General features: G+C 34.0%; 25 protein-coding genes. 5 read left to right on the forward strand and 20 right to left on the reverse strand.

Annotated elements, in window-relative coordinates:
• Positions 1–228 precede the first annotated feature (228 nt).
• The 4 genes from CS562_RS32010 to CS562_RS32025 all read right to left on the reverse strand — a co-directional run bounded on the left by CS562_RS32010 (position 229) and on the right by CS562_RS32025 (position 4,278).
• Positions 229–873: a TIR domain-containing protein gene (locus CS562_RS32010; protein ID WP_099859378.1), complete on the reverse strand. Its 645-nt coding sequence runs from the start codon at positions 871–873 to the stop codon at positions 229–231.
• A 17-nt stretch (positions 874–890) separates the two neighbouring features.
• Positions 891–2,336, reverse strand: coding sequence for an SIR2 family protein (locus tag CS562_RS32015; protein ID WP_099859379.1), 1,446 nt, complete (start codon positions 2,334–2,336; stop codon positions 891–893).
• Positions 2,337–2,353: 17 nt separating this feature from the next.
• Positions 2,354–2,767 (reverse strand): toll/interleukin-1 receptor domain-containing protein, encoded by a 414-nt coding sequence (locus tag CS562_RS32020; protein ID WP_099859380.1) that lies wholly within the window; start codon positions 2,765–2,767, stop codon positions 2,354–2,356.
• Between the two features lie 485 nt (positions 2,768–3,252).
• Positions 3,253–4,278 carry a DUF4238 domain-containing protein gene (locus CS562_RS32025; RefSeq protein ID WP_180287256.1) on the reverse strand — a complete coding sequence of 342 codons (1,026 nt, stop codon included), beginning with the start codon at positions 4,276–4,278 and terminating at the stop codon, positions 3,253–3,255.
• A gap of 676 nt (positions 4,279–4,954) precedes the next feature.
• On the opposite strand from CS562_RS32025, the gene CS562_RS32030 reads away from it, so the two are divergent.
• Positions 4,955–5,188, forward strand: a complete 234-nt coding sequence (locus CS562_RS32030) for a hypothetical protein (RefSeq protein ID WP_099859382.1) — start codon at positions 4,955–4,957, stop codon at positions 5,186–5,188.
• Between the two features lie 123 nt (positions 5,189–5,311).
• Here CS562_RS32030 and CS562_RS32035 read toward each other — a convergent pair whose 3' ends face one another.
• Entirely contained in the window at positions 5,312–7,081 is a 1,770-nt protein-coding gene (locus CS562_RS32035) for a colicin E5-related ribonuclease (RefSeq protein ID WP_099859383.1), read from the reverse strand.
• Between the two features lie 256 nt (positions 7,082–7,337).
• On the opposite strand from CS562_RS32035, the gene CS562_RS32040 reads away from it, so the two are divergent.
• Entirely contained in the window at positions 7,338–7,535 is a 198-nt protein-coding gene (locus CS562_RS32040; protein ID WP_099859384.1) for a hypothetical protein, read from the forward strand.
• Between the two features lie 132 nt (positions 7,536–7,667).
• Here the strand turns inward: CS562_RS32040 and CS562_RS32045 are convergent, their stop codons facing one another.
• Complete coding sequence (locus CS562_RS32045) at positions 7,668–9,734, reverse strand: caspase family protein (protein WP_099859385.1); 2,067 nt, start codon at positions 9,732–9,734, stop codon at positions 7,668–7,670.
• Positions 9,735–10,222: 488 nt separating this feature from the next.
• On the opposite strand from CS562_RS32045, the gene CS562_RS32055 reads away from it, so the two are divergent.
• Complete coding sequence (locus CS562_RS32055) at positions 10,223–10,501, forward strand: hypothetical protein (RefSeq protein WP_099859387.1); 279 nt, start codon at positions 10,223–10,225, stop codon at positions 10,499–10,501.
• 246 nt (positions 10,502–10,747) lie between these two features.
• Here the strand turns inward: CS562_RS32055 and CS562_RS32060 are convergent, their stop codons facing one another.
• Both CS562_RS32060 and CS562_RS32065 read right to left on the reverse strand, forming a co-directional pair.
• The gene (locus CS562_RS32060) at positions 10,748–11,245 is read right to left on the reverse strand and encodes an SMI1/KNR4 family protein (RefSeq protein WP_099859388.1); all 498 of its coding nucleotides are present in this window, start codon (positions 11,243–11,245) and stop codon (positions 10,748–10,750) included.
• Between the two features lie 151 nt (positions 11,246–11,396).
• Positions 11,397–12,146 carry a hypothetical protein gene (locus tag CS562_RS32065; RefSeq protein ID WP_099859389.1) on the reverse strand — a complete coding sequence of 250 codons (750 nt, stop codon included), beginning with the start codon at positions 12,144–12,146 and terminating at the stop codon, positions 11,397–11,399.
• Positions 12,147–12,294: 148 nt separating this feature from the next.
• On the opposite strand from CS562_RS32065, the gene CS562_RS32070 reads away from it, so the two are divergent.
• Positions 12,295–12,528 carry a helix-turn-helix domain-containing protein gene (locus CS562_RS32070; RefSeq protein ID WP_099859390.1) on the forward strand — a complete coding sequence of 78 codons (234 nt, stop codon included), beginning with the start codon at positions 12,295–12,297 and terminating at the stop codon, positions 12,526–12,528.
• Positions 12,529–12,715: 187 nt separating this feature from the next.
• On the opposite strand, the gene CS562_RS32075 is transcribed toward CS562_RS32070, so the two are convergent.
• The 4 genes from CS562_RS32075 to CS562_RS32090 all read right to left on the reverse strand — a co-directional run bounded on the left by CS562_RS32075 (position 12,716) and on the right by CS562_RS32090 (position 16,954).
• Positions 12,716–13,690 carry a toll/interleukin-1 receptor domain-containing protein gene (locus CS562_RS32075; protein WP_099859391.1) on the reverse strand — a complete coding sequence of 325 codons (975 nt, stop codon included), beginning with the start codon at positions 13,688–13,690 and terminating at the stop codon, positions 12,716–12,718.
• 37 nt (positions 13,691–13,727) lie between these two features.
• On the reverse strand, positions 13,728–15,221 hold the full coding sequence (locus tag CS562_RS32080; RefSeq protein WP_099859392.1) for a P-loop NTPase family protein: 1,494 nt from the start codon (positions 15,219–15,221) through the stop codon (positions 13,728–13,730).
• A 528-nt stretch (positions 15,222–15,749) separates the two neighbouring features.
• Positions 15,750–16,694 (reverse strand): hypothetical protein, encoded by a 945-nt coding sequence (locus tag CS562_RS32085; RefSeq protein ID WP_099859393.1) that lies wholly within the window; start codon positions 16,692–16,694, stop codon positions 15,750–15,752.
• 53 nt (positions 16,695–16,747) lie between these two features.
• Positions 16,748–16,954 (reverse strand): helix-turn-helix domain-containing protein, encoded by a 207-nt coding sequence (locus CS562_RS32090; RefSeq protein ID WP_099859394.1) that lies wholly within the window; start codon positions 16,952–16,954, stop codon positions 16,748–16,750.
• A 128-nt stretch (positions 16,955–17,082) separates the two neighbouring features.
• Here CS562_RS32090 and CS562_RS32095 point away from each other — a divergent pair, with 128 nt between their 5' ends.
• Positions 17,083–17,451 (forward strand): hypothetical protein, encoded by a 369-nt coding sequence (locus CS562_RS32095; RefSeq protein ID WP_099859395.1) that lies wholly within the window; start codon positions 17,083–17,085, stop codon positions 17,449–17,451.
• Between the two features lie 404 nt (positions 17,452–17,855).
• Here the strand turns inward: CS562_RS32095 and CS562_RS32100 are convergent, their stop codons facing one another.
• The 8 genes from CS562_RS32100 to CS562_RS32140 all read right to left on the reverse strand — a co-directional run bounded on the left by CS562_RS32100 (position 17,856) and on the right by CS562_RS32140 (position 23,420).
• On the reverse strand, positions 17,856–19,094 hold the full coding sequence (locus CS562_RS32100; RefSeq protein WP_099859396.1) for a hypothetical protein: 1,239 nt from the start codon (positions 19,092–19,094) through the stop codon (positions 17,856–17,858).
• A gap of 276 nt (positions 19,095–19,370) precedes the next feature.
• The gene (locus tag CS562_RS32110; RefSeq protein WP_099859398.1) at positions 19,371–19,661 is read right to left on the reverse strand and encodes a hypothetical protein; all 291 of its coding nucleotides are present in this window, start codon (positions 19,659–19,661) and stop codon (positions 19,371–19,373) included.
• Positions 19,662–19,733: 72 nt separating this feature from the next.
• A complete protein-coding gene (locus CS562_RS32115) occupies positions 19,734–20,168 on the reverse strand; it encodes a hypothetical protein (RefSeq protein WP_125477354.1) in 435 nt (144 codons plus the stop codon).
• Positions 20,169–20,184: 16 nt separating this feature from the next.
• The gene (locus CS562_RS32120) at positions 20,185–20,811 is read right to left on the reverse strand and encodes a hypothetical protein (RefSeq protein WP_099859400.1); all 627 of its coding nucleotides are present in this window, start codon (positions 20,809–20,811) and stop codon (positions 20,185–20,187) included.
• Complete coding sequence (locus CS562_RS32125) at positions 20,798–21,424, reverse strand: hypothetical protein (RefSeq protein ID WP_099859401.1); 627 nt, start codon at positions 21,422–21,424, stop codon at positions 20,798–20,800. Before CS562_RS32125 ends, CS562_RS32120 begins: the two co-directional genes overlap by 14 nt.
• A complete protein-coding gene (locus CS562_RS32130; RefSeq protein WP_099859402.1) occupies positions 21,421–21,618 on the reverse strand; it encodes a helix-turn-helix domain-containing protein in 198 nt (65 codons plus the stop codon). The genes CS562_RS32125 and CS562_RS32130 overlap by 4 nt, the downstream gene beginning before the upstream one ends.
• Before the next feature lie 208 nt (positions 21,619–21,826).
• Positions 21,827–22,453, reverse strand: coding sequence for a hypothetical protein (locus tag CS562_RS32135; protein ID WP_099859403.1), 627 nt, complete (start codon positions 22,451–22,453; stop codon positions 21,827–21,829).
• Positions 22,454–22,508: 55 nt separating this feature from the next.
• Positions 22,509–23,420 (reverse strand): tyrosine-type recombinase/integrase, encoded by a 912-nt coding sequence (locus CS562_RS32140; RefSeq protein WP_099859404.1) that lies wholly within the window; start codon positions 23,418–23,420, stop codon positions 22,509–22,511.
• Positions 23,421–23,657 lie beyond the last annotated feature (237 nt).

The following is a 23,657-nucleotide window of genomic DNA, read 5'->3' on the forward strand; positions in this document are numbered from 1 at the left end:
CGGCAGCTTTAAATGCTTCCTGTACGGCATGGAATTGATCCGGCTCGGCATATACGATTTATAGTTTGATACTCTCACTTTTTGTATGAAATTTTATACGTTTATCATATCAGATTATGGGTAATTTTACTACAAGAGATTGCATGTTTATCCTTCATAAATAGACCTTTTTGCACTCAAAAAAGAGATATATCAAACTACTGCTTTCTTTCTCACATTTCTCTTATTTCACCAAGCAGACCACCAATTTTTTTGAGTTTTAATCGTTTTGGTGATTTCAAAATCATTAATTCTTTTGCTTTTTTCAAATGCATTTTCAATGTACATATTGGGATTAGAAATAAATTCATCTTCAGTTACCAAAGACATATATGAACCATCTAAAGAACTAACACTCTGACAAGTTGGACAAACATATACAGGCCTTTTTAGATTTGTACGATTTTTAATGATGATGTCATACAACTTACTATTATCAATATTCCTTGAACTACAACCATCGGAATTTGTAATTGAATTTAGAAGCCACCCATATCCGCCAAAATAATAATCTTTTTGTATTACTCCTACAATACCATTAGCTCTTGAGGTCTTATCCCCTCTAGTGACCTCCTTCAGGGAGTATTCAATCTCCCAGTCAATCCAATTGCTCTGCTTCATATTGGGAGATATAACAACGATGGTCACTGAAGAATCAAATATCATGCTCTTAAGATGGTGTTTAATAGTCTCCGTCTTCCTATCCGTCAAATTCGGAGATGAACTAGTTTCACCTTGGTAGTAACGAGCGTCTACTCCAAGCGCACTAATTATTTTATCTCGTGTTTGCCAAGCTTCACTGTATTTATAGGAAATGAATGTTTTACGTGCCATGACTATCTCCCTTTATCTTACTTTTTTCTTTTTTCAAGTTTATTCACAATCTCAATTACAGTTTTGATCATAATTTCGTCTGTTTGGCTTGCATCTCCCAACAGTCGATACTTATCTATAAGTTCAGCATCTGGAATGTACTGTTTAAAATTGTTCATTACAGTCTCCCATATTTTTTTAGCTGTAAAGCCTGTCGCTCCAACTGGGACTGGTATTCCCCCATGAATCAAGCTTATTTCAAATTCTTCAAACATGCCATCAGCATCGATAACATTACCTGTTGCATCATCAATTTTATTACCAAACATAAAAACTGAAATCCCAACATTTTGAATCATATTATTGCGATGTATAGTCCATAAATCCTTTATAGGTACCTGGCTAGTACTGTTTTGCGGGAACGGTCTTGATATCAAACGTTCTTCTACCCGTTGATTTCGAGTCTTATAAATCTCTTCTAATGCTCCTGAGATTACACAACTTCCCACTCCAAGCCCAAAGCCAGTTACAATATTATTCCCGTTGTTTATTAATGCTTTGCTGAGGTTGCTAGAGAACATTAAGCAACGTTTTTCTCCCCAATCTCCATAATCGGTAGCGCTGCCAGAGACAAATATATTTCTTCTCTTGTATTGCAACTCCAATTCCTTAAGTATGGCAGTAATATCATCATACCGATTTACCAAAAGTACCTTTATGCTGTATCTTCTCAAATCATTAACTTTCAATTTCTGTTTTATCTGAGCATATAGAAACTCCGATTCTTCCTCAAAGTCCTCTCGTTGCACTTGTTTCATAAAACAGTAATGGGTCCTTTGATTTTGTTCCAATAGAATCCTTATTCTACTCAGTATATATTCCAAGTTGGGATCGTCAAAGCTGAATCCAATGAACAACATTGTTTTTGAAACTAAATCTCCTTGTAGCGCTGTAGTAAACAACTGTCTCTTGTTATTGTAGTTTTCATAATCATCCTTGGTTAATACTGCTTCATGAGCTAATGAAATGTCTCCATGCATTTTATAAACCTTGGCATCGCTATTTGTTTTGGTTGTCGCTAAATTTTCAATGGTTATTTTGGCGTCTATTCTCTTACCTTCACTCTTTAGAGCTTCTTCAATTAGAGTATCGTAATTGGTTGTCCAGTATGTATTTATAGGCAACCTTGACAGAATCTTATGATTTTCGGTGATTTCAGCATCTTTAGTGAATTCATCGATAAGTATTTGATTTACTCTTCCTCTATTTCCTCCATTTTCATTTACATGGTATTGTGCTACCGCAATAAGGTCACTTTCTATATCAATATTTAAATTGATCTCTTCAGCAATATCTCGGAGCAATTCCTTCCAGTCTACGAACCCAGCAGGTTTGGACAAACCCGCACCAGCAAATATAGCCGCATTAGATTCTTCAATAGCTGTCTTATAAGTTTTCAGTAACTCTGCAACATTTGTATCCATAAATGCCCCTCCTATAATCATGAATTTAACCAGCTCTCCAAAGTAACACCTGTTTCTACTCCTTGTTTAAAAACACCCCATCGACCATCAGCAACTTGTTCAATATAATTGTATAGACCATAGTATTCTCTTTCGTCCCAACTTGTATCTTTATACATGAGCGGAAGGATCGCTATTCTATCAAGACCTTTCACACCATCAGCAAGCCCAAGCTCCCACGGAATCCAAATTGATTGAATGCTACGAGGTGTTGCTAACAACACAAATTTATTTGATCGATTTATTCTGTCTTTCAGCTTTTCTGCCGTTTCAGAAGATGTCTGGCTAGGCATACTATGGTCAAGCCAATCAATATATGCCTTTTGACCAAATTGTGCTAAAAATCCTACTGCCTTCTTGACTTCTTCTTTATCGTCATGACGGTGGGACAAAAAAACAGTATTAGAAGTGCTGAAATGGTAATTTTCGTTGAGTGATTTCTAAATTGATTGAGACATATTATTCAATTTGTCGAATGTTAGATATGACATAAATCTCCTCCCAGTTTATGTTAGAAGCCTCAATACTGACGAACAATTTACACATATCTCAACTTTCATGGCAACTTATCTGGAATCTACTTTCCCTCATTTTACTCGTTTTAAAAAGGGTAAAAGTATTACGACTCAACACAACGTTCCGTCCATATTTATCAAGTTACTGATAATATGCCAGCCATGAGAAATCAATAGATATAAATGTACGTACATTAATAGCTTACTGAAGCCGAAATACTATGGTGCCTTGGCTTTCTCTATTCTCGCTTATGCTTAAAATCTTTGAATATCTCATTCGATAGTTGTTTGTCTCTTTATCAAACTAGTCGAAATTCTCAGCATCATTATCATCTAAATAAATGGCAGCAATACATAGTCTGTCATTTCTGATAACCTTTTTCTGACTCTTTTTGACGTGCATGCCAAGTCCCCCACTCCCTCTTTTCATCATCGAAAGCTACTTTGTCTACGGTTCTTGGTAGGATTTCACTAATCTCAGCGATAGGCTTCGATCCAAAAACATGGCGATGAGCATTTTCAGCAATAAATCGATTCAGAGCAGTCGCTAACTCTCTTGAAACTGTATTAATCCTGGTGTTGTTGCCCACCTGGCTATATAATAATAGCTCTGGAGATATAGGGAAAATGATTTCGCTCCCTTTGTTTCCCCACCCCCCTTTAAAATCGTAGGAGCCTGCTTTGTAGTAATTTAACTTCAAAACAGGGTTGTCGCTTGTGATCCACCCCATTCCTTCAGGAGCATGGAGTATGCTCCAAACGTGCTTATTCAGTACCTTGTAAGTATTCGAGAGTAAGTGGCGAATAGAGAACAACCATAGCCCTCGTCCTAACAATACCTCTGTTTTTAAAATCCCTACTTCGGACTTATCTTCGATTTCTTTTGTAACTCTCATAGGAATCATCTCAGAATCAGGATTCGTCTCAGGTACTGAAAAATGTGTTCGATACTGCTCCGCTTCAATTTTGCTAATCGCAGATTGCATTGCGCCCTCAACAATACCTGGCATCTCTAACCCCCAGCGCTTTAAATGTTCTATGTAGCTTGCAGGAGAACGAATATCGTGGAGAGCGACAAATCTCAGTAAGTGCTCCAGTTCATGTTTATTTAGAGGGGAGTGTGAACGTGCTTTTGATAAAGCAATTTGTGCTGGAGATTCGATTTCCTTATCCATCCATTTTTCAAATTCATCAGAATCATTGCCCATTATGTTCCGTGTAAATAGATGCTGATGGTTGGCTATACTCCTGATTGAAGATTGCTCCCACTCTGGAACTGCACTATGTGAAACCAATGTCCGATAAGTCCAGATTCTATGATGATTATGTGCCCAAGCTTTCAAATACGATTGAGAAACATAGTGATGATTCTTTCTAATCTTATCCAATAGTCGCACCCTCGCAATCACAATAGTCCTGTTGAAGGACGGAATTCTTTCTGTAACAAATCTCAAAATGCCTTGAAACTTAATTATAACGATTTCCCAGTTTATATGTTAAGAAAAACACCTAATATCTCATAATTCTCAACAAAATTCTATCAAGTTCGTATTTACGTATGATTCCATTCTGTATTAAGCTAATAGATGAATCAAGATGAAAAACTAGCGCGATGCAGTCAAGCACTCCGAAGATATGAACTACCAATAAACATATAAACAGCAACTGTTCCTCATAGGAAAAAGTACTCTGTTCCGTTCAATATATAAATAACAAATTTCACATCCATACACAGAAACCATAATCTGTAACATAGGGGGTGCACAAGAAACCCAAAACACCATGTTTGTTGATAAAACAGTTCTCTAGTTTGACTTAATCTGTAGAGTCCATTTCACGCTAAAGATACTCTAAGTATATCTGCACAGTTTTTTGTGCATAACTGATCAAACTTAACGTTTCTCTTTTAAGCATTTATACAACGCCTGAATTCAATCTTACTTCATAGATCAACATGTAACTAATGTTTCAGCCTAATGAGCAATAATATTGTTGTTGATTTTATCAAGTTAACTACTACAATTGATATATTCGTAAATATTTTACCAAAGTGAGGGATGAACAATGACCAAAGACCAACATCATGTAGATTCAAATAACTATGATCCAAGTAGTACTAAAAAGATAAGATTAGTTGACTTAGTTGGTATCTTATCCCACTCTATTTCAGAGGAAATAAAGGAACAAACAAAAGATAAAACATTCGATCAAATTAGAGAAGAAGCCATCACTAAACACTTTCAGGAACAGTATGAAAAGCATAATTCATCCCTTGAGAAAGATAATGAAACAAACTAGTTAAAGTGATCTGTAATGTAATTGAGGATAAAGCTTACTTCCTACTTCGTTCATATTATTACACGTAAAAAACACTAATAGCTCAATGCTAATAGTGTTTTTTACATAAAGTAAATTAAAAGACTATCTAACGAGATTGTTCTTCCACTCTTTCCAAGAGTTAGAGTTGATTGGAGTACCTGATTCGGAAATTTTCACAAACTCTAAAAACTGTTCAAAGCTAGCAGAAGGATTCTTCTCTGAATATTTAGTAACGAATTGTACCATAGCTTTATATGCGATCAAGTCCAGAACGGAGTATGTTGGTTCTTCAACAGATGTATCTGTTTCCTCTGAGTAAGTAACTTCATACATATGATTCAAACTCGATTTACTCTGGAGAAATGTTATAGCTTTGTCCCAATTCCCATTTTGAGAAGAAACAGAATAGTCAATACTATGCTCACTTACTGGTTGTGTTTTGTCCTTAGAGATTATAAAAGCATCAATTCCTAAGATGCTTAAATTATTATCCTTACAGTAAGTAATTAGATCAATTGCATCTGAAAAGTTATATAAATACAAACCACCACGTATTGTCGCTTTGTCTGTAATGTTATTCTTTGAAAGGCTCAAATTTTTCTCCTTTCTTGGCAGATATGGATTTTTTATTGTACTGTCAGGTGCCCATTCTGGGTCGTTTCTATTGCTAACTTGAATGATCAAACCTGACTCATTCTCAACAGTAACATAACTGCCATCTTCGTTAAAATATGCTGTTGCTTCTTTACCATTTGCTTTGTTTTCAGCTTCACTTGTTTCGTGAGGTTCGTTTACTGTTGACTCGATTGAGTCTTCAGTCCATCCTCTTTTTTTCATTTGTTTATTTATTTTGTCATTTATCTCAACTTCTAGTTTAGCAACCACTGGTGCACCAGTAACTGCATCAGATTTGCTAAATGTCCCCACATCCCCTACATAAGTAGGGTAACTGATAGCTATATCTCCGTTAATTCCTCCCCCCACTCTACCGATATTCGGTTTTTCTAATGTTGTAATTTCTCCGCTACTGTTTACTATTCCTTTTAATGCTGGAACTGTCAATTTAGTCGGAAAATTAGTTGGTACAACTAGTGGTTTATATACTTTACTGTTAGAAGAATTATTGATATCTCTCATCACAAAGATTGGCTTTACAGATTGATATGTAGATTGAACTTTTAACTGTTCGACAAAATCATTGTACGCTACAAGCGCATTAGGGTATGTTTTATTTGTCACTACACTGGGCCAAATTGTCTCATGAGGACTTGAGCTTATTTGTATTTTACCATACAGGTTAACTCCAACTGAGGAAATATAAACTTTATGAGTACCTCTATCAATCATTCCAATGTCTTTATTTCCATCGTATGTAGGATAAGATGCTACAACTGAAGATGGAACAATTACAGAGTTTATTGTAGCTATTTTCTCGATTTTGCCTGTTGTAGGATTGACATAGGCCCCTGCTGCAAAGTATTCATTCCATTTGTTGTTTAAGTATGCTTGGGCCTCCGAAGACCACTGTAAACTATATTTTTTACTAGTGCTCCATATTTTATCCATACCACTAATAGATGATGCTATAGCTTGACGTGTTATCTCATCAGCATCATTCCATGCTTGTTCACCAAACTTTTTAACTTCGTCCATCAATTCTGGATCAAGACCAACCGCTGTCCCTGTTGCAGCTACTAATATAGCTCCTCCCCAAAGCATTATAGCTCCTGCTTCTAAACCACCAAGTCCAATAGCTGGAGCAAAAGCAATGGCGTTCGCTTTAGGTTGAATAGATAATGAAAACAAAAGGACAATGATATTGAACATTAAGAATACTTTCTTAAAAAAAGCTGATTTTGTTTTAGGATTCATATGTACTCCTTTAGATGATATTTGAGTCTTTTTTAGTTTATTGAATAATTTCCATGCATAATTCCTTTCTTACTACTCTAGTAACCACATTAAATCTTTGTAGAATAACGTATTTTCCTCAACTTCTTAACCTCTCTTTCTTAGTAATTAGGTATTTCAACACTGATTATCTCAGATATTCCCTTTATAGTAAATATGGATTATAATAAGGTAAGTACATAGACCTAAAAAATATACATATATTGAGGGATGTTGCATGATAAAAGACCTAATGAGAGCAGACAAGCAAAAGTATCAAGTCTTTTTAACGTTCAAAGATGGAACAAACTATGTAGGTGAAATTTCGCTTACCTCCGATAAAAATCATGTTAAGATAAAAAGTGCTCACGAAACTGTATGGATTCCTTTAGATGAAATAGTACATTATTCAGTTACTATTTCTGTTGCATTTTAATCAATAGTACAATGGAAGTATTTAAGTACTTTGCAACTAATCAAACAAATAAGTTAAACAAAATTCAAAATAAAGCTATTCGTTACGCATAGACGTTTCGAATAGCTTTATTTACCCCTTATATGTTATATCTTATTCCCATACATGTATTGCACCCTCTTTAGTAAGAACAGCAATGAAGGACTTGTCTTCATTAAGTACCATTTTTTTAGGCTTTTCATCAATTAGAAACAAATCAGTGTTAGATATCTTTAATTTAGACAAAGTAAGATCAGTGATTTCAATTATATGTTTATCAGAATAGAAATCTTCTTTCCTGAATTCAACAAAATAGTTACCTACAATTCTGTAGTTGTCATAAGGTCTGTGTTCGTTTAATTTTAGTTTAGGAAATTCCTTGGTTTTATTAATAATATCTAAAATTTGTACATGTCCTTCTTTACAAGATACAAGCAAGCCCATATTAGTTATAGCACAGATATTTTCATTGTAAATAGAAGACTCTTTTACATACTCGAAGTCTTTATTGAAAACTAGAAAGCGATCATAGTTATAAACAAAAATTTCTTCAGTGCTTTCACTGAAGAGAGGAAATTGCTTTCGTACGAAGAAACCCTTTTTGAACTTATACATCTTCTCTATTTTCTCGTCGTCTAATAATGATACAAACATCAACTCGACTTTATCATAGAAGATTATATATTCACCAGAATCGGGGAGATAAGCCTTAATTTCTTCACTAAACTCTTGTGTATATATAATTTCTCCTAAAGAATTATATAAGTAGTAAGCATATTGATCGTTTATTAATCCAACAGCAAGCACAGTGTTTTTCATACTGCTGTATCCTATAATTAGAAACTCATCACTTTCAGTTTCTAACTTGATAGTCTGCAACTTCTCTCTAGTTTGCATATTCCACTTGGTTAAATTGTTATAACTGTCAAATGTTATAAAATGTCTTTGGTCTTTTGTTAATGACATCCAAGAATAGTTATCTTCCATTTTTTCTTCAAACTTATTTGTGCGATTTCTGGTATAACTTTTCGGGAATACAATCTCCTTTTTTTCTATATTTACCCATAACTTTTCGACATTCAAATTCTCATTATATATACATAGTTTTATATAAATGAAACACTTTTTATCATTAACTAATTTAAAAATCACTTCTGCTTCACTTCTATTTAACTCCAATAAGAAGGATTCTCTCATTAAACCAATTTTAGAAAAGCGCACCCAATTAAACCATTCAACCTCCACATGAAAGAAGTTTTCCATCAATGTGTGTGGTATAACTTCGACTATTTTAGCAGCCAATAAATCCACACCAACATGCTCAACTATACTTCTAATAAAGTGTTTATGATCTAGATACTTACTCTTAAAGCACTTCTCCAATAATTCAATTTGGAGAATTCCTCCTCTAGTTAGATTAGCTGGGGATGCATTATTGTATGTGACGTTTTTATTAGTTAATGCGACACTTTTCAATTTTAATAGAAAGCGTCCTTCTATAGATGCTTTCATACAAGGTATTTGTCTATTGGCTGACCATTTCATATCTTTAACAATGCTAGAATATAGTTCTGTGATATCTACCTCATCATTCTTCTCATCAAGTCTTTTTATGTATGCCTCTAAGCTTTGTATGAGAATTTGCGTAAATTGTCCATTGCTATGATCATCTAGGCTATATGCATTTTCATCATTAGTTCCTGAAATAATCACCTTACCTTTTCCTTTAATATCTAACTGTTTACTAATGGCAGTATCAATTGAGTTAGCACTTGTACTTCTTGTAAGATAGCCGCTTTTACAACAATCAACTAGAACAAGTATTGCTTTAGCAGGGGATTCCCCAATCCATTCTGTTAAAGTATTCATCTCAATTTTATTGAATCCATGACCATCATCTGTGGAATCTGATGCAATTAGATAGCCTTTTTGATTATACACTTCCCCATGACCAGCCCAGTACAGTATAAGAGTATCCTGTGAATTGCAATTCTTCAAAAAATGTTCCACTTCTAATTTCAAGTATTGAGAATTCGCATTATTTCCACTAACTTCTTGTACATGCATGTCCTCAAAATACTTAGTGAAAGTTTCACTCATAGATTTAACATCATTTTCTACACTCATTAATTCAGTGAAATATTCATACTTATTTACACCAATAATTAAAGCCTTATTCATTTAAAATATATCCTCCTAAGATACAAGCTACTTAAAGTAGCTTTATTATACCATTGAATTTCAGTATTTGATGACCCCTTTCACAATCGAACTTGTAGACAAAACAAGATTCTAAATCAATATTTATTTTTCATTTTATTTCACTTTTGTAAATAATTGTATTTTAAACATTCGTGATGTATAATGTTATTCAGATAGTCAGCGCTGATAAATCAATCCAATATAAGTGAGGGGGTGTTTAGATGATTTTCTTATATTTGGATTTCAAACGTGATGACTTTAACTCTAGGGAAGAGTTCAATTTTTTCAAAAGGCTTGTTAACAACAGAGAATTCAAAAACTATTGTATCTTGTCTGCTATCAAAGAGACGGAACGTTTATTCAAGATCGATCCAAACATGTTTAAGCAAAAAGAGTTAAGCAAAGATGAGATTTTTGAAAGACTAAAACGATTGAATGAATACAATTAAGGAAGTGAAACACTAATTATGAGCAAAGAATTCACAGAATTTCTTCTTCAGAATAAGTCAAAAATACTGAATAAAATTCCGGATAACAATTGCATTTATACTGTCACTACAGATATCTCTCTAGCAACACACTGGAGAACTACCGAAGAATCTACGGCAGAAACAGATGTCACGCTTGGTAAAGTGTATCCTGTTCTTTATCACAGACACGAACAAGAAGAAGTAATTGTTGATGATTCTGGTAAGTTGTCATTAATCTACTTAGTACTCAAAGGAGAGTTCCTAATTGTGAATTAAGAATCCCTTACTCCCCCTTATTTAAGTGGTAGGACTGCACTTCATTGACCGTCAGAAAAAACGTCTTACAGCAGCCCAACTATCTTCACGATAAAATCTAAAGAATAATCCCCATTGGTAACGTAACAACATCTTCTGTCAGCTAACTGCTGCCTGTCATTGGTTCGATAATTCTCATTGAATACTTACAAAAGAACACCAGTTGTTTTTTTCATAACGACTGGTGTTCTTTATGGGTTGTTTAAATTAAGTACGATCCGTTTTCCAGTACCAAAACTTTGAGCCTTGAGAAATGATAAAACGCTCTAGCCATGTCTCAAAGTTGCTGTAGAAGCTACCTATGTGTTCAACAGAATACAAACTCTCGCTGAGCAAAAGGTAATCTTGATCCTGATTGCGCCAACTTTCTAAATCGATCAGGATTCGATCATCAAGGATGTTGGCTACCACAATCTTACTATGTGAAGCTTCATTATAATGTATAACATCTTGGGCTGAGAATAAGAAGTTTTCGCCGCCATATTCAGGGTCTTCAAACAAGGATGCTCCATTGCATAGTCGTAAGAAACTTATGTAATCTGGAGGTAGTGGAGTAGAGAAATAATCGGAAAGCTCTTTAATCTTATCTTCGGATGCACTTGGTTTGAATTTATTAATAGCAGCAGTTTTCCCAGTAGGAACAAGTATTTCAATGTGACCATCGTTTTGGTCTGACCATTCTTTAAATGCCTTGAATGTATTCATTTAAACAGCCCTTTCCTAAAAAAACTGACTCTGCGATCTAGCCAGCAAAGTCAGTTTATCACATTAATACGAATCACCTTAACTAAAAGGGACGCCTTATTGATAATAATACAATTATGCATCTATGTAATGTTTATGATGAGATAGCTTTTCACCCTCGCTTAATAAGTACGCTTAATACTCCATACCAGTGATTAGCTTTATTTGATGCATTAATTGCCTTTTTGTCTTTCTTAAGAATTTCCTTTTTCTCATCCAAAAAGTCTACTGTTACATTAGGTCGCTTTATATCGTTAACAATCAACTTCAGATAAACCCTTTTAACTTTATCGTTACTTGTAGTCTTTTGTCCAGACAACCCACCAATGACAGCCCCTACTCCACCAGCAAGTACACTTCCTACAACTGCTCCTCCTATCTGGCTACCTCTTGAAGTTTTTGTCAATTGAACATCATCCTCTACTAATTCCAATTCTAAAACTTCTCTTGAAGGAAACACTCTGATCTCAGAATCAATTATACAAAGCTTATTACTTAGATCATCAATGGAAATGGCTATGTTATGCTTTTCATTTGCGAATACTTGAGTAGAAATGAAATCTGGTATGCCACTCAGTAATTCATCTAACTTTTCTCTTCTTGCCTCTTCAATTCTTATCTTTGCTTTTTCTTCTGTTATAGAACTTTGACCAAGAAAGAAGAGTGATAGAAGGAAGGAAATAAATACAAAAGAACCATGAAAATCGTGTTCAGCAAAAAAACGATAAGTCAGATATAAGAATGTAAAGAACAATAACAAGCCAGGTATAATTGAAAACTTTTGAAATCTTGTGGCATTCCTTTCCTCCTCCCCCTTAATAGCTTCTTCATTTACCCTCAACAAGTTTTCTATTGTTTCCATACATACACTCCCACATAAAGTTATAATATTTGAAACATATTTTGATTTTAACACAAATAAATGTATATATAAACCATTTTGAATCATATAGTGTGCGGAAATTAATCATTAACGAATATGATAATGGTTAATAAAAGGAGTTATTCCTTTGCACATTGAGGCTATTTTCGGAAAAGTACTTAAAAGTCTTCGAATTAGAAATGATCTGTCACAAGATAAACTTGCTGAACTCTCAACACTTGAAAGAACGTTCATATCCAGGATAGAACGTGGTAATAGTCAACCATCATTAACTACTATATTTGAGTTGGCTAGAGCGTTGAATATCAAGCCCTCAGAACTCATCCGAATGGTGGAATTGGAATACGAATCAAATAACTAACACAAAACAGAGCCGTAGGAGACCCTTCAGCTCTGTTTTGTGTTTGCTGGTTAGTCTTTTAGCTTATTTTTGAAGGTTGGTCGATCTGTTGGTGTGCATAGCCTTTGTAGCACCCCATAAGTCCCCCCTAAAGTTATAACCATCCCCCTATATATAGGGTATCTTCTCAATCTTGTGTGAAAAAGCATTAATCAAGTGCGATACTTTTCAAGAAACTAGCTCTTTTTCGTTCCCATTTGCTGAAATCCATCGGCCCCAAATCAAAATATTGAAGTATAGTATCTTTAAATGAATTCAGCTTATGTGGTTCACTAATCTTAAATCCCTGTGTTAATGGTATTACTCCACGAATATCAGAGTAATCAAATGGCGGAATAAGTATAGGTACATGTTTATTAGCCAAAACCCATGTCGCCCCCATCTCACATAAGCAAATGGGACTTTCAATGAAGTTTTTTGACAAAACGAATAAAACTAGTACTTCATTACTCAATTCTTGTTTTATTCTTTCTAAAAAGTTATCTCCTAATGGTATTCCATAAGGTTCAAAAGAACTGCAAAAAATTTGATTTTCATTTACTCCCATAGATTCTAAAAACTCAATTAAAAACTCAACATACTTCACATCTTTGGTTGAGTGACTGATAAATAATTTCTTTTGTTTAAATCCAATATTCTTCGTGCCCCTCTCTTCACTAAAATTAGCTGATTCATTTAAATTAGCTGTTTGATTTGAATATACGTCAAAATTATCGCTCGCTTCAATATTCAATTCATTTTTCAAGACACTTGCTTCGCCTGTCTCAATATCTTCCTTAACTAATAACTTGTAGCTCTTCAGAACTTTATTGACTGACTCAATAGCTTTCTCTCGGTCTAGATTTTCCTCAAATAAGTAGGAGTTTATATTTAAAAGATGCTCTATTACAGCCTTTATTTCTTGTGAAGGCATTGCGTTATCATCTCGATTTATAATGTTTAACTCATTCAAGACCCCTCTAACCCACCAGTATCTGGTGCTTCCATCATGTACATAATTTAAGCCTAACCCTTCAAAAAAAGCAGTTAATTTAGAAGAAGAACGATATGGCATGAATGTAAACGGATCATCTCCACATATCATTCTAGCTAAATTCCCAATAGCTGCATCTGCTAACTTCATATTATCCACCCTTAATCACTAATAGTAGTATTATAACTTATATCATCTTTATTAACTTACTAAACACCTCACTATTTTTGTATACTAAAATTTTCAGTTTTTTTCTAGTTCTTGTTACCATTTGGAATAACATTCTTTCAGTGTGATAGTAAGATGATAATGATTTGCCATAGTACAACTCATTCTTATTGTTATAATGAAAGTTTTCATCCATAACTACGACTACATTATCAAACTCTTGTCCAAGAACATCGTGTGCAGTCTCGGAAGAATTTTTACCAAATTTGTTTATTTCTTTGTTATAAAGAGAGTTGTTTTCATAATTAATAGGTGTATATTTAATGTATTGCCATTTGTCATTTGACTTCATTAACAACACAGTTATTCTGTCTTCAACTTCTGTGAAAGACGAATAGTACTCTACACTCACGTTTGGAAAACTTTCATTCGCTTCTTTCTCCCTGTATTTAAACAATCTCTTTGTGAATTCAGCAAGTTCTTTGTTAGTTCTTATTTTATTTTTCAGTTTATACTTAGTGCAACCTTTATCAATAATTGCAGGTATACCATACTCCTTTTCAGCATCTCTTAAATATTGAACTGGGTCTAATGCAAACAAACAAATCCGGATTTTCTGTTTATTTTTGTTTACTTCAGTTGCAATATATTTCAGTTGATTCACCCTAATTCTTTGTGTCTCATCTACTAATATTACATCATATATGGACAATTCAGTTTTTTCTACTGCTTTAACAGGAATTACTTTCCATCCAGATTGTCTTAGTTTCAGATGCCCTTCATTCATTTTTCCAGAATGGACAATAAGTACATTCAACCCCATAGACATAAAGGTTTTTGCTATATCGTATGCTAATAAGGTTTTTCCAGTACCAGCCGCGCCTTCAATTGCATGAAATAGCTTATTTACTTTATTTTCAATAATCTTTTGTTTAATTTCCTCTTGATGAAGTGTCAGAAAATAAGCATTGTCCAAAAACTTTTCAGTTGAATTGAAAGGTGATATTAAAAAGCTTCCTGGTGTAAAAAGTGTGTCTAAATTTTCTATTGTGCAAGCTTTTTGATTGTTAATTATATACGCAATATCTTCAATTTTCACTTCTCTAATTTTTTGATCTTTATTTAGAGTATAGACTTTCTTACTTGATGAAACATATGTAAAACAGTAAACTTTTTTATTTAAAGCACTCAAGTAATGCTTATCTTTTCTCAATTGATTAATAATTTGCTCCTCATTAAATTCAGACTTCACTTCTAAACATAGTATTTCATCTTCACCAAATCTTAAAATATCTATTTCTTTACCAACGTAAGGAAGCTCATAACCAATATAGTAATCATTTAAGTGCTCTGTTTGAGTTCTTAGAATATTTATTAAGCTAATTATGTCTCTTCCTTCCTCAGCTCTAAACTTTCCACTCATCCCAAGATACTTTTTGTAATCTGCAAAACCTTCCTCATTCAAAACTTCTAATGCATTAATAAATGAAAGCATATGTACAGGCTTCAACATTAATATTCTCCTTCAGAGCCTTGCTCTTTAATGTAATCATTTGTATTGATCGAAAAGAGAGCTATTATAATCCTCTTTTCGCTTTAAATCTGTACAAATGATTCATCCCAGACTTCATCCTATTATTTACCAACATAATTATAGCATTCTCACTAATATATAGTAAATAAGAACTATATTAAAACCATGAAATCCTAAATATATGAGTAAAAAACTGTGTAGATAAAAATTAAACACTTAACAATCCTATAAATGAAATCTGGATTTCATTTATAGGATTACAATTTATAACGTTAAAGCGTTAACGTTATAAATTCAATAAAAATCTCCTTTAATTTACAAATCATCAGAGGTCTACATGTTCATTAGTAAAAACACTAAAATTGACCTTGATTTCTGTAGACGTAGCATTAAACAAGATGCGATCTGTTGTACACATTAACATGTATTAGGAACCACAAATCCAAGATTATGTAAAATATGAAAAGCAATCGAACAGTGTGGGTGCCAATCATAGACGTAATCTTTCTATTCTTGAATTGTAGTAACTATGCCACCCTCTAAATAAACGTATCGATAGTCAGAATAAACCCATTGTTCATGAACTCCAAACTCATAAGTAGTCTTGTTAATCTTGTCAGGTCCACCCCAACTAGAGTCTCGCACTTCAGATGCAGTCATTCCAATAGCTGGGGGGACTTTTGACATTATCTCCTCCCACTTACCTTCATTTATAATTCTCTCTCTCTCTGCTTCAAGCCACTTTTCCTTTGATTGAATCCCAAATTTCTCCTTTGAAATTAAGTCAGCATATTTCCCTTCATACGTAATAGGTATTAGTTCCAAATAATGCATCATCATCTGAGAATCACCTGCCTCACGTGACAATTGAGACTCAGCAAAATAATAAAGCATCTCACTATCAATATCATCTTTCATTTTAAAGACAAGGAGGAGGGATAATTTCTCATAATCTTTATTGGTTAACGCACCCGTGAGATCATCATTAAATTTCTTTTGTCTACGTTCATCCTCTTTTTTTTTAAGTTTGTCTAAGTCCTTTTGTTTCTCTTTACCTTCTTCACTTTTCTTAGCATAAAACGCCTCATAATAAGCTGTTTTCTCCTTAATGAGGTTTTCTTTAAATTCTGATATTTCGTCTTTTAGCTCACCATTATATGTATTCAAATCTATTGAGTTCATTTTTATTACTATTGGCTCATATGCTATCTTTCCAGAACCCTTTTCATTTTCGTAGTCGTTTCTTGCATCAACATAGGTGACTATTTCATTATAATTTTCTATTCCTTTGAACTCTTGTTTCACTAAATTCATCTTTGCCTCTTCCCATTTACCAGAGCTTATCAAGCTTAATATTGTTTCTTTTTCCCCAATTGATTGAGTGTTATTACACCCTACTACGAATATAAACAAACAAATTAAAGATAAAATTACAGTAATACTCCTTTTCAACTAACACACCCCTGCTCCTATAGTATTTTTGGTTATATCTGCTATATTCTAGTTCATTTCTTAAATTGCATCAATATGGATATATCTTCAATTTCAAGAGCAGTTGCTATTCGCTCCAATATTCCAATATTCAATTCCTGCATTTTATTATTACAAAGATTTGAGATTTTCGCTTGTGTCACGTTTGACATTGCTGACAATTCAGTTTGGGTTATACCGCGTTCCTTCATGACTTCTTTAAGGTTAATGTGTAATCGCATATAGATAGCCTCCATATAATAATAATTCTCTTGACAATATACCTATACAGGTATATATTTTATTCATAAAGTTACTTTTAGTATATATAAAATAAATTATAAATTCAATAATAAAAGGAGATTTAATTATGAAAGATAAACCACTAATCAACCAGCAAAATATAACTCTTAACTCTGAAAACTCAATCTCAGCATATGTTTATTATGAACCTCAGAAACGTTCGATTCAGAAGTCCACTGGAATGTTTGAAGGTCGTTCACTAATCATTACCTTTGATGAAAGCGACGCACTGCGACAGGAGAATGTGAGACTCGCTACTGGTGAAGATATCAACTGGTGGGCATGTGTTTGTGACGAAATACTTAGAGACAAGTATGTTATTTGCCAAGACGGAGTTTACATATGGAAAGAGATTCGTGAGTGGAACGGAGACGAGGATTTTGATGTTGTAGATATGAGGTTTGAAAAAGCGAACAATTTGGTGTTTGCAGTTTAAATTCAAAACTATGATAGCTCTAAATTAACTAACTAAACATATATGTTTTTGATCTTTATCTATAATTTAACGCAAAAGTGCCTGTTAGTAAGTCTGAGCGCAGCGAAGGGTCTTAATCTTCCAAGAGCGTAAGCGAAACAACCTACCTACTCCTCGCAAGAGGTTACTAGGTAGTTTTTTTCTTTCTTAGGTTATTTGGTTTATACTGTATAGTTACATGTCATATTTGACAACAAATTAAATTATCTTATGTATGATATTGGGTCAAATTTGACATGCGATTATACTTCAAATAATAGAATCTTGTCAGAATTGACCCGAAATTAAACTTAAGGTGTTTGTGAGTATTGTTTTCACCCCAAATATACTTGCGCTTGAATTGTCTTACATTTTAGAAGAGTCCTTCAGATATCGAAAGCACAGACTGTTTGAGGCTCATCTAAAGAATCAAGCATTGCATAAAATCGTTCTCTCGCATTTTTTGCTTTTTCCTCTTCTTCCCTTTCAATATTTCTACGTCTAGTTTCATTGTTATTTTTCATACCATCGTCCTCATCGTCATCGTAAAGGTTATAACAACCTAAGTCAGAATTATTATAATTTGATGCGTGCAAGTCCATTGCTATCTTTTGTTCCTTCTTACGATTTTCTAGTTTCTGCATATACTTTTCACCCTCACTTACGACAGAAGCATACCTTTTAGGGCTTATTTCTTGAAACCTACTAAAACGCTTATCAAGGTGTGCCTTTGTATCTTCATACGTAGTTGTTTTCCATATATAATATTCTTTGCTTCCTAAATAATCTTTTTTCCCTGTCTTGTAAACATTTGTTCCTTTGCATCTTGGGTCTCCTTCTATTTCCGCTATCATTGCATTAGTATCAATATTTTCTTGATGTTCAGGTGAGTATTGTTCATTTTTATCAACCTCATTACGTTCTTGACGTTCTTCTTCACTCACAACGGTATATAAATTTGTTTCTCGCTTGGGTTGACCATTCTCATCTTGATACATGGCTCCACGTTCCTTATGAACTAAATCTAAATCATTAAGTTCTTTGACCAATTTCACTGCTGTAGCATGGGATATTCCCATTACTTTCTCCCATTCGTTAAGAGAAATACGATACTCACCTTCATTCTCTTGATTACGAAACATCCGCCATTCTGCGTAGATCATGGCTCTAAGATGTCTAGCATTTCCTCTACATGCGTCAAACATCTCCTGCGTTACTTTTAACCAACCAGTATGTTTATAGTTTTGGCTCAATACCGCATCCATTACATAAGGGCTACCTAAATCAATCATATCGATAGTAAGTAAACTGTCATATTCTAATGAATCATCATTCATGTTTATTTTTATCCATGATTTGTCATTCAAAACTTGTAGCAGCCTTCTAATTTCCTTACGGTTATCACTTTCCTTATTTTTCAAAGGTAGCTGCTTACTAAGTGTGACCACCGTAGTTTCCACACTTCCCCAGTTCCAATAATTATGAGAATGAACACCTAAAAGGAAGTATAACATGAAAGCATTTTCATCTTTCTGAACAACAAATAAGCCTTCATGTTCAAAGGCATACATCTTTATTGGGAATCCCACGAATTTCGGGTTTTTCTCTTTTGGCTCTCTATACATACTTAACATTTCCCCTTATAATTTAACACTAATTTATTTTACACTAAATCTCGTTATTACTTTCTGTTACAAATAGCTACTCAATAACGTCGACTGTACTCATCCAATAAAATATTTAACTCTTTAGTTCGCTTAAACTGCCAAAACTTGTCCAGTGTCCTTTCATGTAGACCAGAACAGATAAAGCTTATATCGTTATCCATACGTAGAAACTTGAATAACTTTAGACTATAGCAATAGAAATATTCGCCTTCGTATGTCATAATCTTACTCCTTTCAATATTTTTTGATTTGGATGCCACTTACACCTAACTGGAGTTGAGTTTTTTCAGTAATGATTTCTTCATCTGTTTCGATGTCAAAAATAGTTCTAGCTAGATTCCATACCATCTGATATTTGTATCCAACATCTGTTTTCTGCTCACCTTTGATAGTTTGGATAAGTAAACCTATTCCGTTTCCAGCATCGATTACTGATCCATGATCAACTTGATTTAGAACATTGATAGGAATGTGATATCTGCGAATTAAATCCTCCTTAGCTTCACCTATTCTTGAATAGTTCATCTTGTCGTTTAGCCTCAAATCTTTAATTACATATACTTCACATTCACGTGATGCACCATCTGTCACGTTTTTCTAATATGGCAGGACTTGAAGATTTACTTTTTCGTAACCCTTCATGGAATCAATTCTGTCTAAAGTTGGTCTATCTTTGTATATACCACTATTCTCAAAAATCATGGATTGCTTTATCCAACATTCACGGAAATCATCGTCATTCCAAAGGTCAGACCAAAACTCCTTTGCACTCATGTAACTTGTTGTTACATGAGCATAACCATCTTTGACATACTCAGGTTGACTTCTTCTAAACGCAGCTTCGCATGATTTTTTCAACAATTCTAAAGCTGGATTTACTTGGTATTTGCGTTTTCGTGATTCCTTCTGATAGGCAGCACTGCACTCTTTGCAATAGCCGCCCTTACCATCTTTGCTCTGAACTGATTTGTTAAACTTTTTCAGTGAATGATACTGTTTGCATTTGCTGCACTTCTTTTTATTTTTCTTCATAATAATCATCCTTTCTTTATCCAAAAACTGCTGTCATTCCTTTTACCTTAGCATCTGTAAAATCTACTGTTCCTCTGAATTGTGTTTTACCATAAGTAGATGCTTGAACAATAACGTCACCCATTGTTGACTGTAGTGAGATGTTTGCCGCTGCTTGGGACAGCCCCCCTCGTTTCTCACCTCTATAATAGAAATCTAGTGAAGAGAAATTCCCACTATCAACGCTTACTCCATTCTTCTCTCCCCATAGGTTGTAAGAGTTAAAACCATTACGTGATAACTCAATTCTGTCTGCATTTGCCCCAGCTGTACGTATTGTTCCACCAGTTATAGTTGAACCATCAATAGTACCCGAAAACATTCCATTAACCGCTGTCAACTTTCCGTCCATACTCACCTTGAAGTTAGCGTTTTCAAAAGCATTGTGCCCTAAATAGATACCTCTAGTGTCTGCCTTGAAGATATTGTTTCCTGATCCTATAGCAATCGTACCGCCATATATATTAGGAGAAAAAATTTGCGTTGAATTAATGTATGTTGACTGAATGTAGTCTGGTAATCTAGGAATGAAAGGCTGGTTTGCAACCTGATCCCATGAAATACTTGCATATGGCCCCATTTTTACATTTCTACCCAGATACATGATAGAACCCCCTGTTATATTCGTAGATACCACTAGGAGTCACAACATGAAGAATTGTATCTCCCCCAACATATTTGTTATAACTATTTATGTGTTTAAACAAATTAAACACTGTTTCAACAATGTTGTTTTGATCTATCTGATTGTTATGGAAGAATGATAATACTCCCTCCCTATCCTCTCCTCTGGCTGTAACCATTGATCCAGTTGTCCTCCGTGTCTTCTCTTTATGACAAAACTCAATAGTTCCAGTCTCATTTTTAGATACGTCATAATAACCTAATACAGTTGATAGTGGAGAAAATTCAGGATTCTGCACTAAATACATTGGATTTTCTTTTTCGAATTGTTCTTGAACACCTCTACTAACTTCTTCAATAATTAATGCAATTTCATCAATGCTTGTGTCATTATCTACTCGTTCAGAAACTTTTCCTCTTAAAACTTCACAATAGTCCTGTGCCCCAGAACAGAACATTGAAACATGATGGGTAAGTTTAGTTACCTTCAAGTGGTTATCCCTTACCAATTCGCCGTTTTTAGTGACTCTTCCATCCCCAGCAATAATGGCAAATTTACTGTATGGATTGTTCAACGCAATACATAAGCTCATACAAGCTCACTCCCTTCATGGTTATCGATATACTCTTTGTATTTTTGAATTTTTTCTTTTGACATAGGATATCCATTATTCTCAAAGTGTCCCACTGTCCCACGATGACATCCTAGATGCACTGCAATTTCTGTGATCTTAATTCGTTTAATTATCCTTTTTGCTCTGTACACTTCTCTTTCTCTTAACTCCATAAGAACCTCCTTTATTTGGTGAATAACAAAGAACAGAGACTTAAGAATGCCTCTGTTTTGCGATTAGAATTTGTAATTAAGTTAGTAGTCTAAATGAGACCTCTTCCCTTAACTACAACTTAATTATACACCATAAATATAAAATTGTAAAATAATGTAAATATCTAATGTTTTATTGGTTTTCCTCCTTCTTTATCATACTAAAGTGTTAATCTATCTCCATATATTCTCTTCGAGACGCTTCTGCATACAGTTCATGTAATTCACTCACAGTTTGTCTTTGCTTGTCCCACTGGAGCTTCAATTGCTCAGTAAAGTTCTTATCAGGGTTCTTTCTTAAAAGAATGTACAATTGTTGTAACATGTTATTTTTAAGTTCAGCTTCCTGCCATTTAACGCTTGCTTCGAACTCCTTACCATAGTAAGCAGCATATTTGTCACTCAACCCCTCTCCGTCTTTATTGTCTGTATACAGAAGAAGATTTCTTTTTCCTACATACACATGCTTTTTAGGCGTTACCTGTCCCTTTAAAACTGCAATGTATAGCGTTTGAAAACGTGTCTTCTCTTGGATAATCTCGATGAATTCATTAACAACTAAGTTTCCTTCTTTAAATCTAAATTTCTCAGCATTCAGCACATCTCGATCCATTGCCAGAATTTTTGAATCATGTATTATCTTCACTTGAACGTATGAGCATCCTTTTAACTCGATGCCCTCAGTGAAAGTAGAGAAAACAAATGAATAATTTTGCAAATTTCTGTATCCATACCATGGAAAAACGTTTAACTTCACAATGTTATGCGTCCCACTAAAGTTAAAAATATTACTCATTGATAATGCACCTGTCCTTTTAGATAAAAGTTATAACTACTTCTTCTTTGACTCCCTACAGGTTCATAAGCGGGCTAGTTGTCTTAGCCAACTCCAGTATTTGTTCATCTTGAATTGACTGGAGATAGCGATTAGTAATAATGGTTGACTCATGGCCTAATAATCTGCTTAGACTGTAAACATCCAATCCCAATCTTAATTGTTTTTGAGCAAAATAATGCCTCAGTGTGTGGGGGCTACAACGAATATGATCTCGAATCTTAGCTTCATTGCCTGCTTTCTTCATCATCACTTCAATCGCTGTAACGGTTAAAATCTTGCCATTTTGAGATAAGAAGAAATTGGAGTCAGTCATGAATTTATCCTTAAAATAAGCCTCTTTCATTCTTTCGTACTTGATGATGTATTTCTTAAGAAAAGGGGAAATGTATAAATTTCTTTCTTTGTTTCCTTTGCCATGTATCTTGATAACACTTTCTCCTACATCAAGAGAGCCTAGTGTACATAGTTCCAAATTTCTTATTCCTAAGTCTACAAAGAACATCAGAATCAACTTGTTACGCATACTCAAGTAAAAGTCACCTTTATGTGCATTGATTAAACGTTTCACTTCATCATCATTAAAAGTTTTTATAAGAACTTTAGGTTCTCTCATCCATTTCAAACCTAATACTGGATTTCGCTTTTCAGCAATATACCCTTCCTCCACAATGAATTTGAAAAATGAACGGATATTCTTTTGTATTCCATTGATGTAGGACTCAGACAGTCCTTTCATTTTCAAGTTCATAAGATATGCTTTGATGTGAGAGGTGTTGACTTCTTCTATTTCAACAACTGAAAATTCATTACATAAGTAATTCAGAAATGCCCTATTGTTATTTCTATATCCTTTTATAGTGCGAATACTATAGTTCTTGATCTCCAAATCAAAAAGAAACTCTTTGTAAACATCTTCAAACAACATAAAAAACTCACTCCTCATATGGATATTTCCCATACAAAAAGTGAGTTAAATACAATACAGGCTATGAAAACGTACATCATCACATAAATCACTTGGCAATAGCATGTATACCCTCGCTGAGTGATAAAATGGATGGTTTATATACATTTTCAAATCCCTAACTGGGTTAGAAAGACTCTAAACCGCCGCTATTACCGCATGTATCAGTTCGATTAAACGAACTCTACGTTATGGTAC

Source organism: Paenibacillus sp. LK1 (assembly GCF_002750415.1).
Taxonomy (GTDB): Bacteria; Bacillota; Bacilli; order Paenibacillales; family Paenibacillaceae; genus Paenibacillus; species Paenibacillus taichungensis.

Coding starts and splice junctions, on each gene's coding strand:
- CS562_RS32010 (WP_099859378.1), bottom strand. CDS start 873: ATGGCACGTAAAACATTCATTTCCTATAAATACAGTGAAGCTTGGCAA.
- CS562_RS32015 (WP_099859379.1), bottom strand. CDS start 2,336: ATGGATACAAATGTTGCAGAGTTACTGAAAACTTATAAGACAGCTATT.
- CS562_RS32030 (WP_099859382.1), top strand. CDS start 4,955: ATGACCAAAGACCAACATCATGTAGATTCAAATAACTATGATCCAAGT.
- CS562_RS32035 (WP_099859383.1), bottom strand. CDS start 7,081: ATGAATCCTAAAACAAAATCAGCTTTTTTTAAGAAAGTATTCTTAATG.
- CS562_RS32040 (WP_099859384.1), top strand. CDS start 7,338: ATGATAAAAGACCTAATGAGAGCAGACAAGCAAAAGTATCAAGTCTTT.
- CS562_RS32045 (WP_099859385.1), bottom strand. CDS start 9,734: ATGAATAAGGCTTTAATTATTGGTGTAAATAAGTATGAATATTTCACT.
- CS562_RS32055 (WP_099859387.1), top strand. CDS start 10,223: ATGAGCAAAGAATTCACAGAATTTCTTCTTCAGAATAAGTCAAAAATA.
- CS562_RS32060 (WP_099859388.1), bottom strand. CDS start 11,245: ATGAATACATTCAAGGCATTTAAAGAATGGTCAGACCAAAACGATGGT.
- CS562_RS32065 (WP_099859389.1), bottom strand. CDS start 12,146: ATGGAAACAATAGAAAACTTGTTGAGGGTAAATGAAGAAGCTATTAAG.
- CS562_RS32075 (WP_099859391.1), bottom strand. CDS start 13,690: ATGAAGTTAGCAGATGCAGCTATTGGGAATTTAGCTAGAATGATATGT.
- CS562_RS32080 (WP_099859392.1), bottom strand. CDS start 15,221: ATGTTGAAGCCTGTACATATGCTTTCATTTATTAATGCATTAGAAGTT.
- CS562_RS32090 (WP_099859394.1), bottom strand. CDS start 16,954: ATGCGATTACACATTAACCTTAAAGAAGTCATGAAGGAACGCGGTATA.
- CS562_RS32095 (WP_099859395.1), top strand. CDS start 17,083: ATGAAAGATAAACCACTAATCAACCAGCAAAATATAACTCTTAACTCT.
- CS562_RS32100 (WP_099859396.1), bottom strand. CDS start 19,094: ATGTATAGAGAGCCAAAAGAGAAAAACCCGAAATTCGTGGGATTCCCA.
- CS562_RS32110 (WP_099859398.1), bottom strand. CDS start 19,661: ATGAACTATTCAAGAATAGGTGAAGCTAAGGAGGATTTAATTCGCAGA.
- CS562_RS32115 (WP_125477354.1), bottom strand. CDS start 20,168: ATGAAGAAAAATAAAAAGAAGTGCAGCAAATGCAAACAGTATCATTCA.
- CS562_RS32120 (WP_099859400.1), bottom strand. CDS start 20,811: ATGTATCTGGGTAGAAATGTAAAAATGGGGCCATATGCAAGTATTTCA.
- CS562_RS32125 (WP_099859401.1), bottom strand. CDS start 21,424: ATGAGCTTATGTATTGCGTTGAACAATCCATACAGTAAATTTGCCATT.
- CS562_RS32130 (WP_099859402.1), bottom strand. CDS start 21,618: ATGGAGTTAAGAGAAAGAGAAGTGTACAGAGCAAAAAGGATAATTAAA.
- CS562_RS32135 (WP_099859403.1), bottom strand. CDS start 22,453: ATGAGTAATATTTTTAACTTTAGTGGGACGCATAACATTGTGAAGTTA.
- CS562_RS32140 (WP_099859404.1), bottom strand. CDS start 23,420: ATGTTGTTTGAAGATGTTTACAAAGAGTTTCTTTTTGATTTGGAGATC.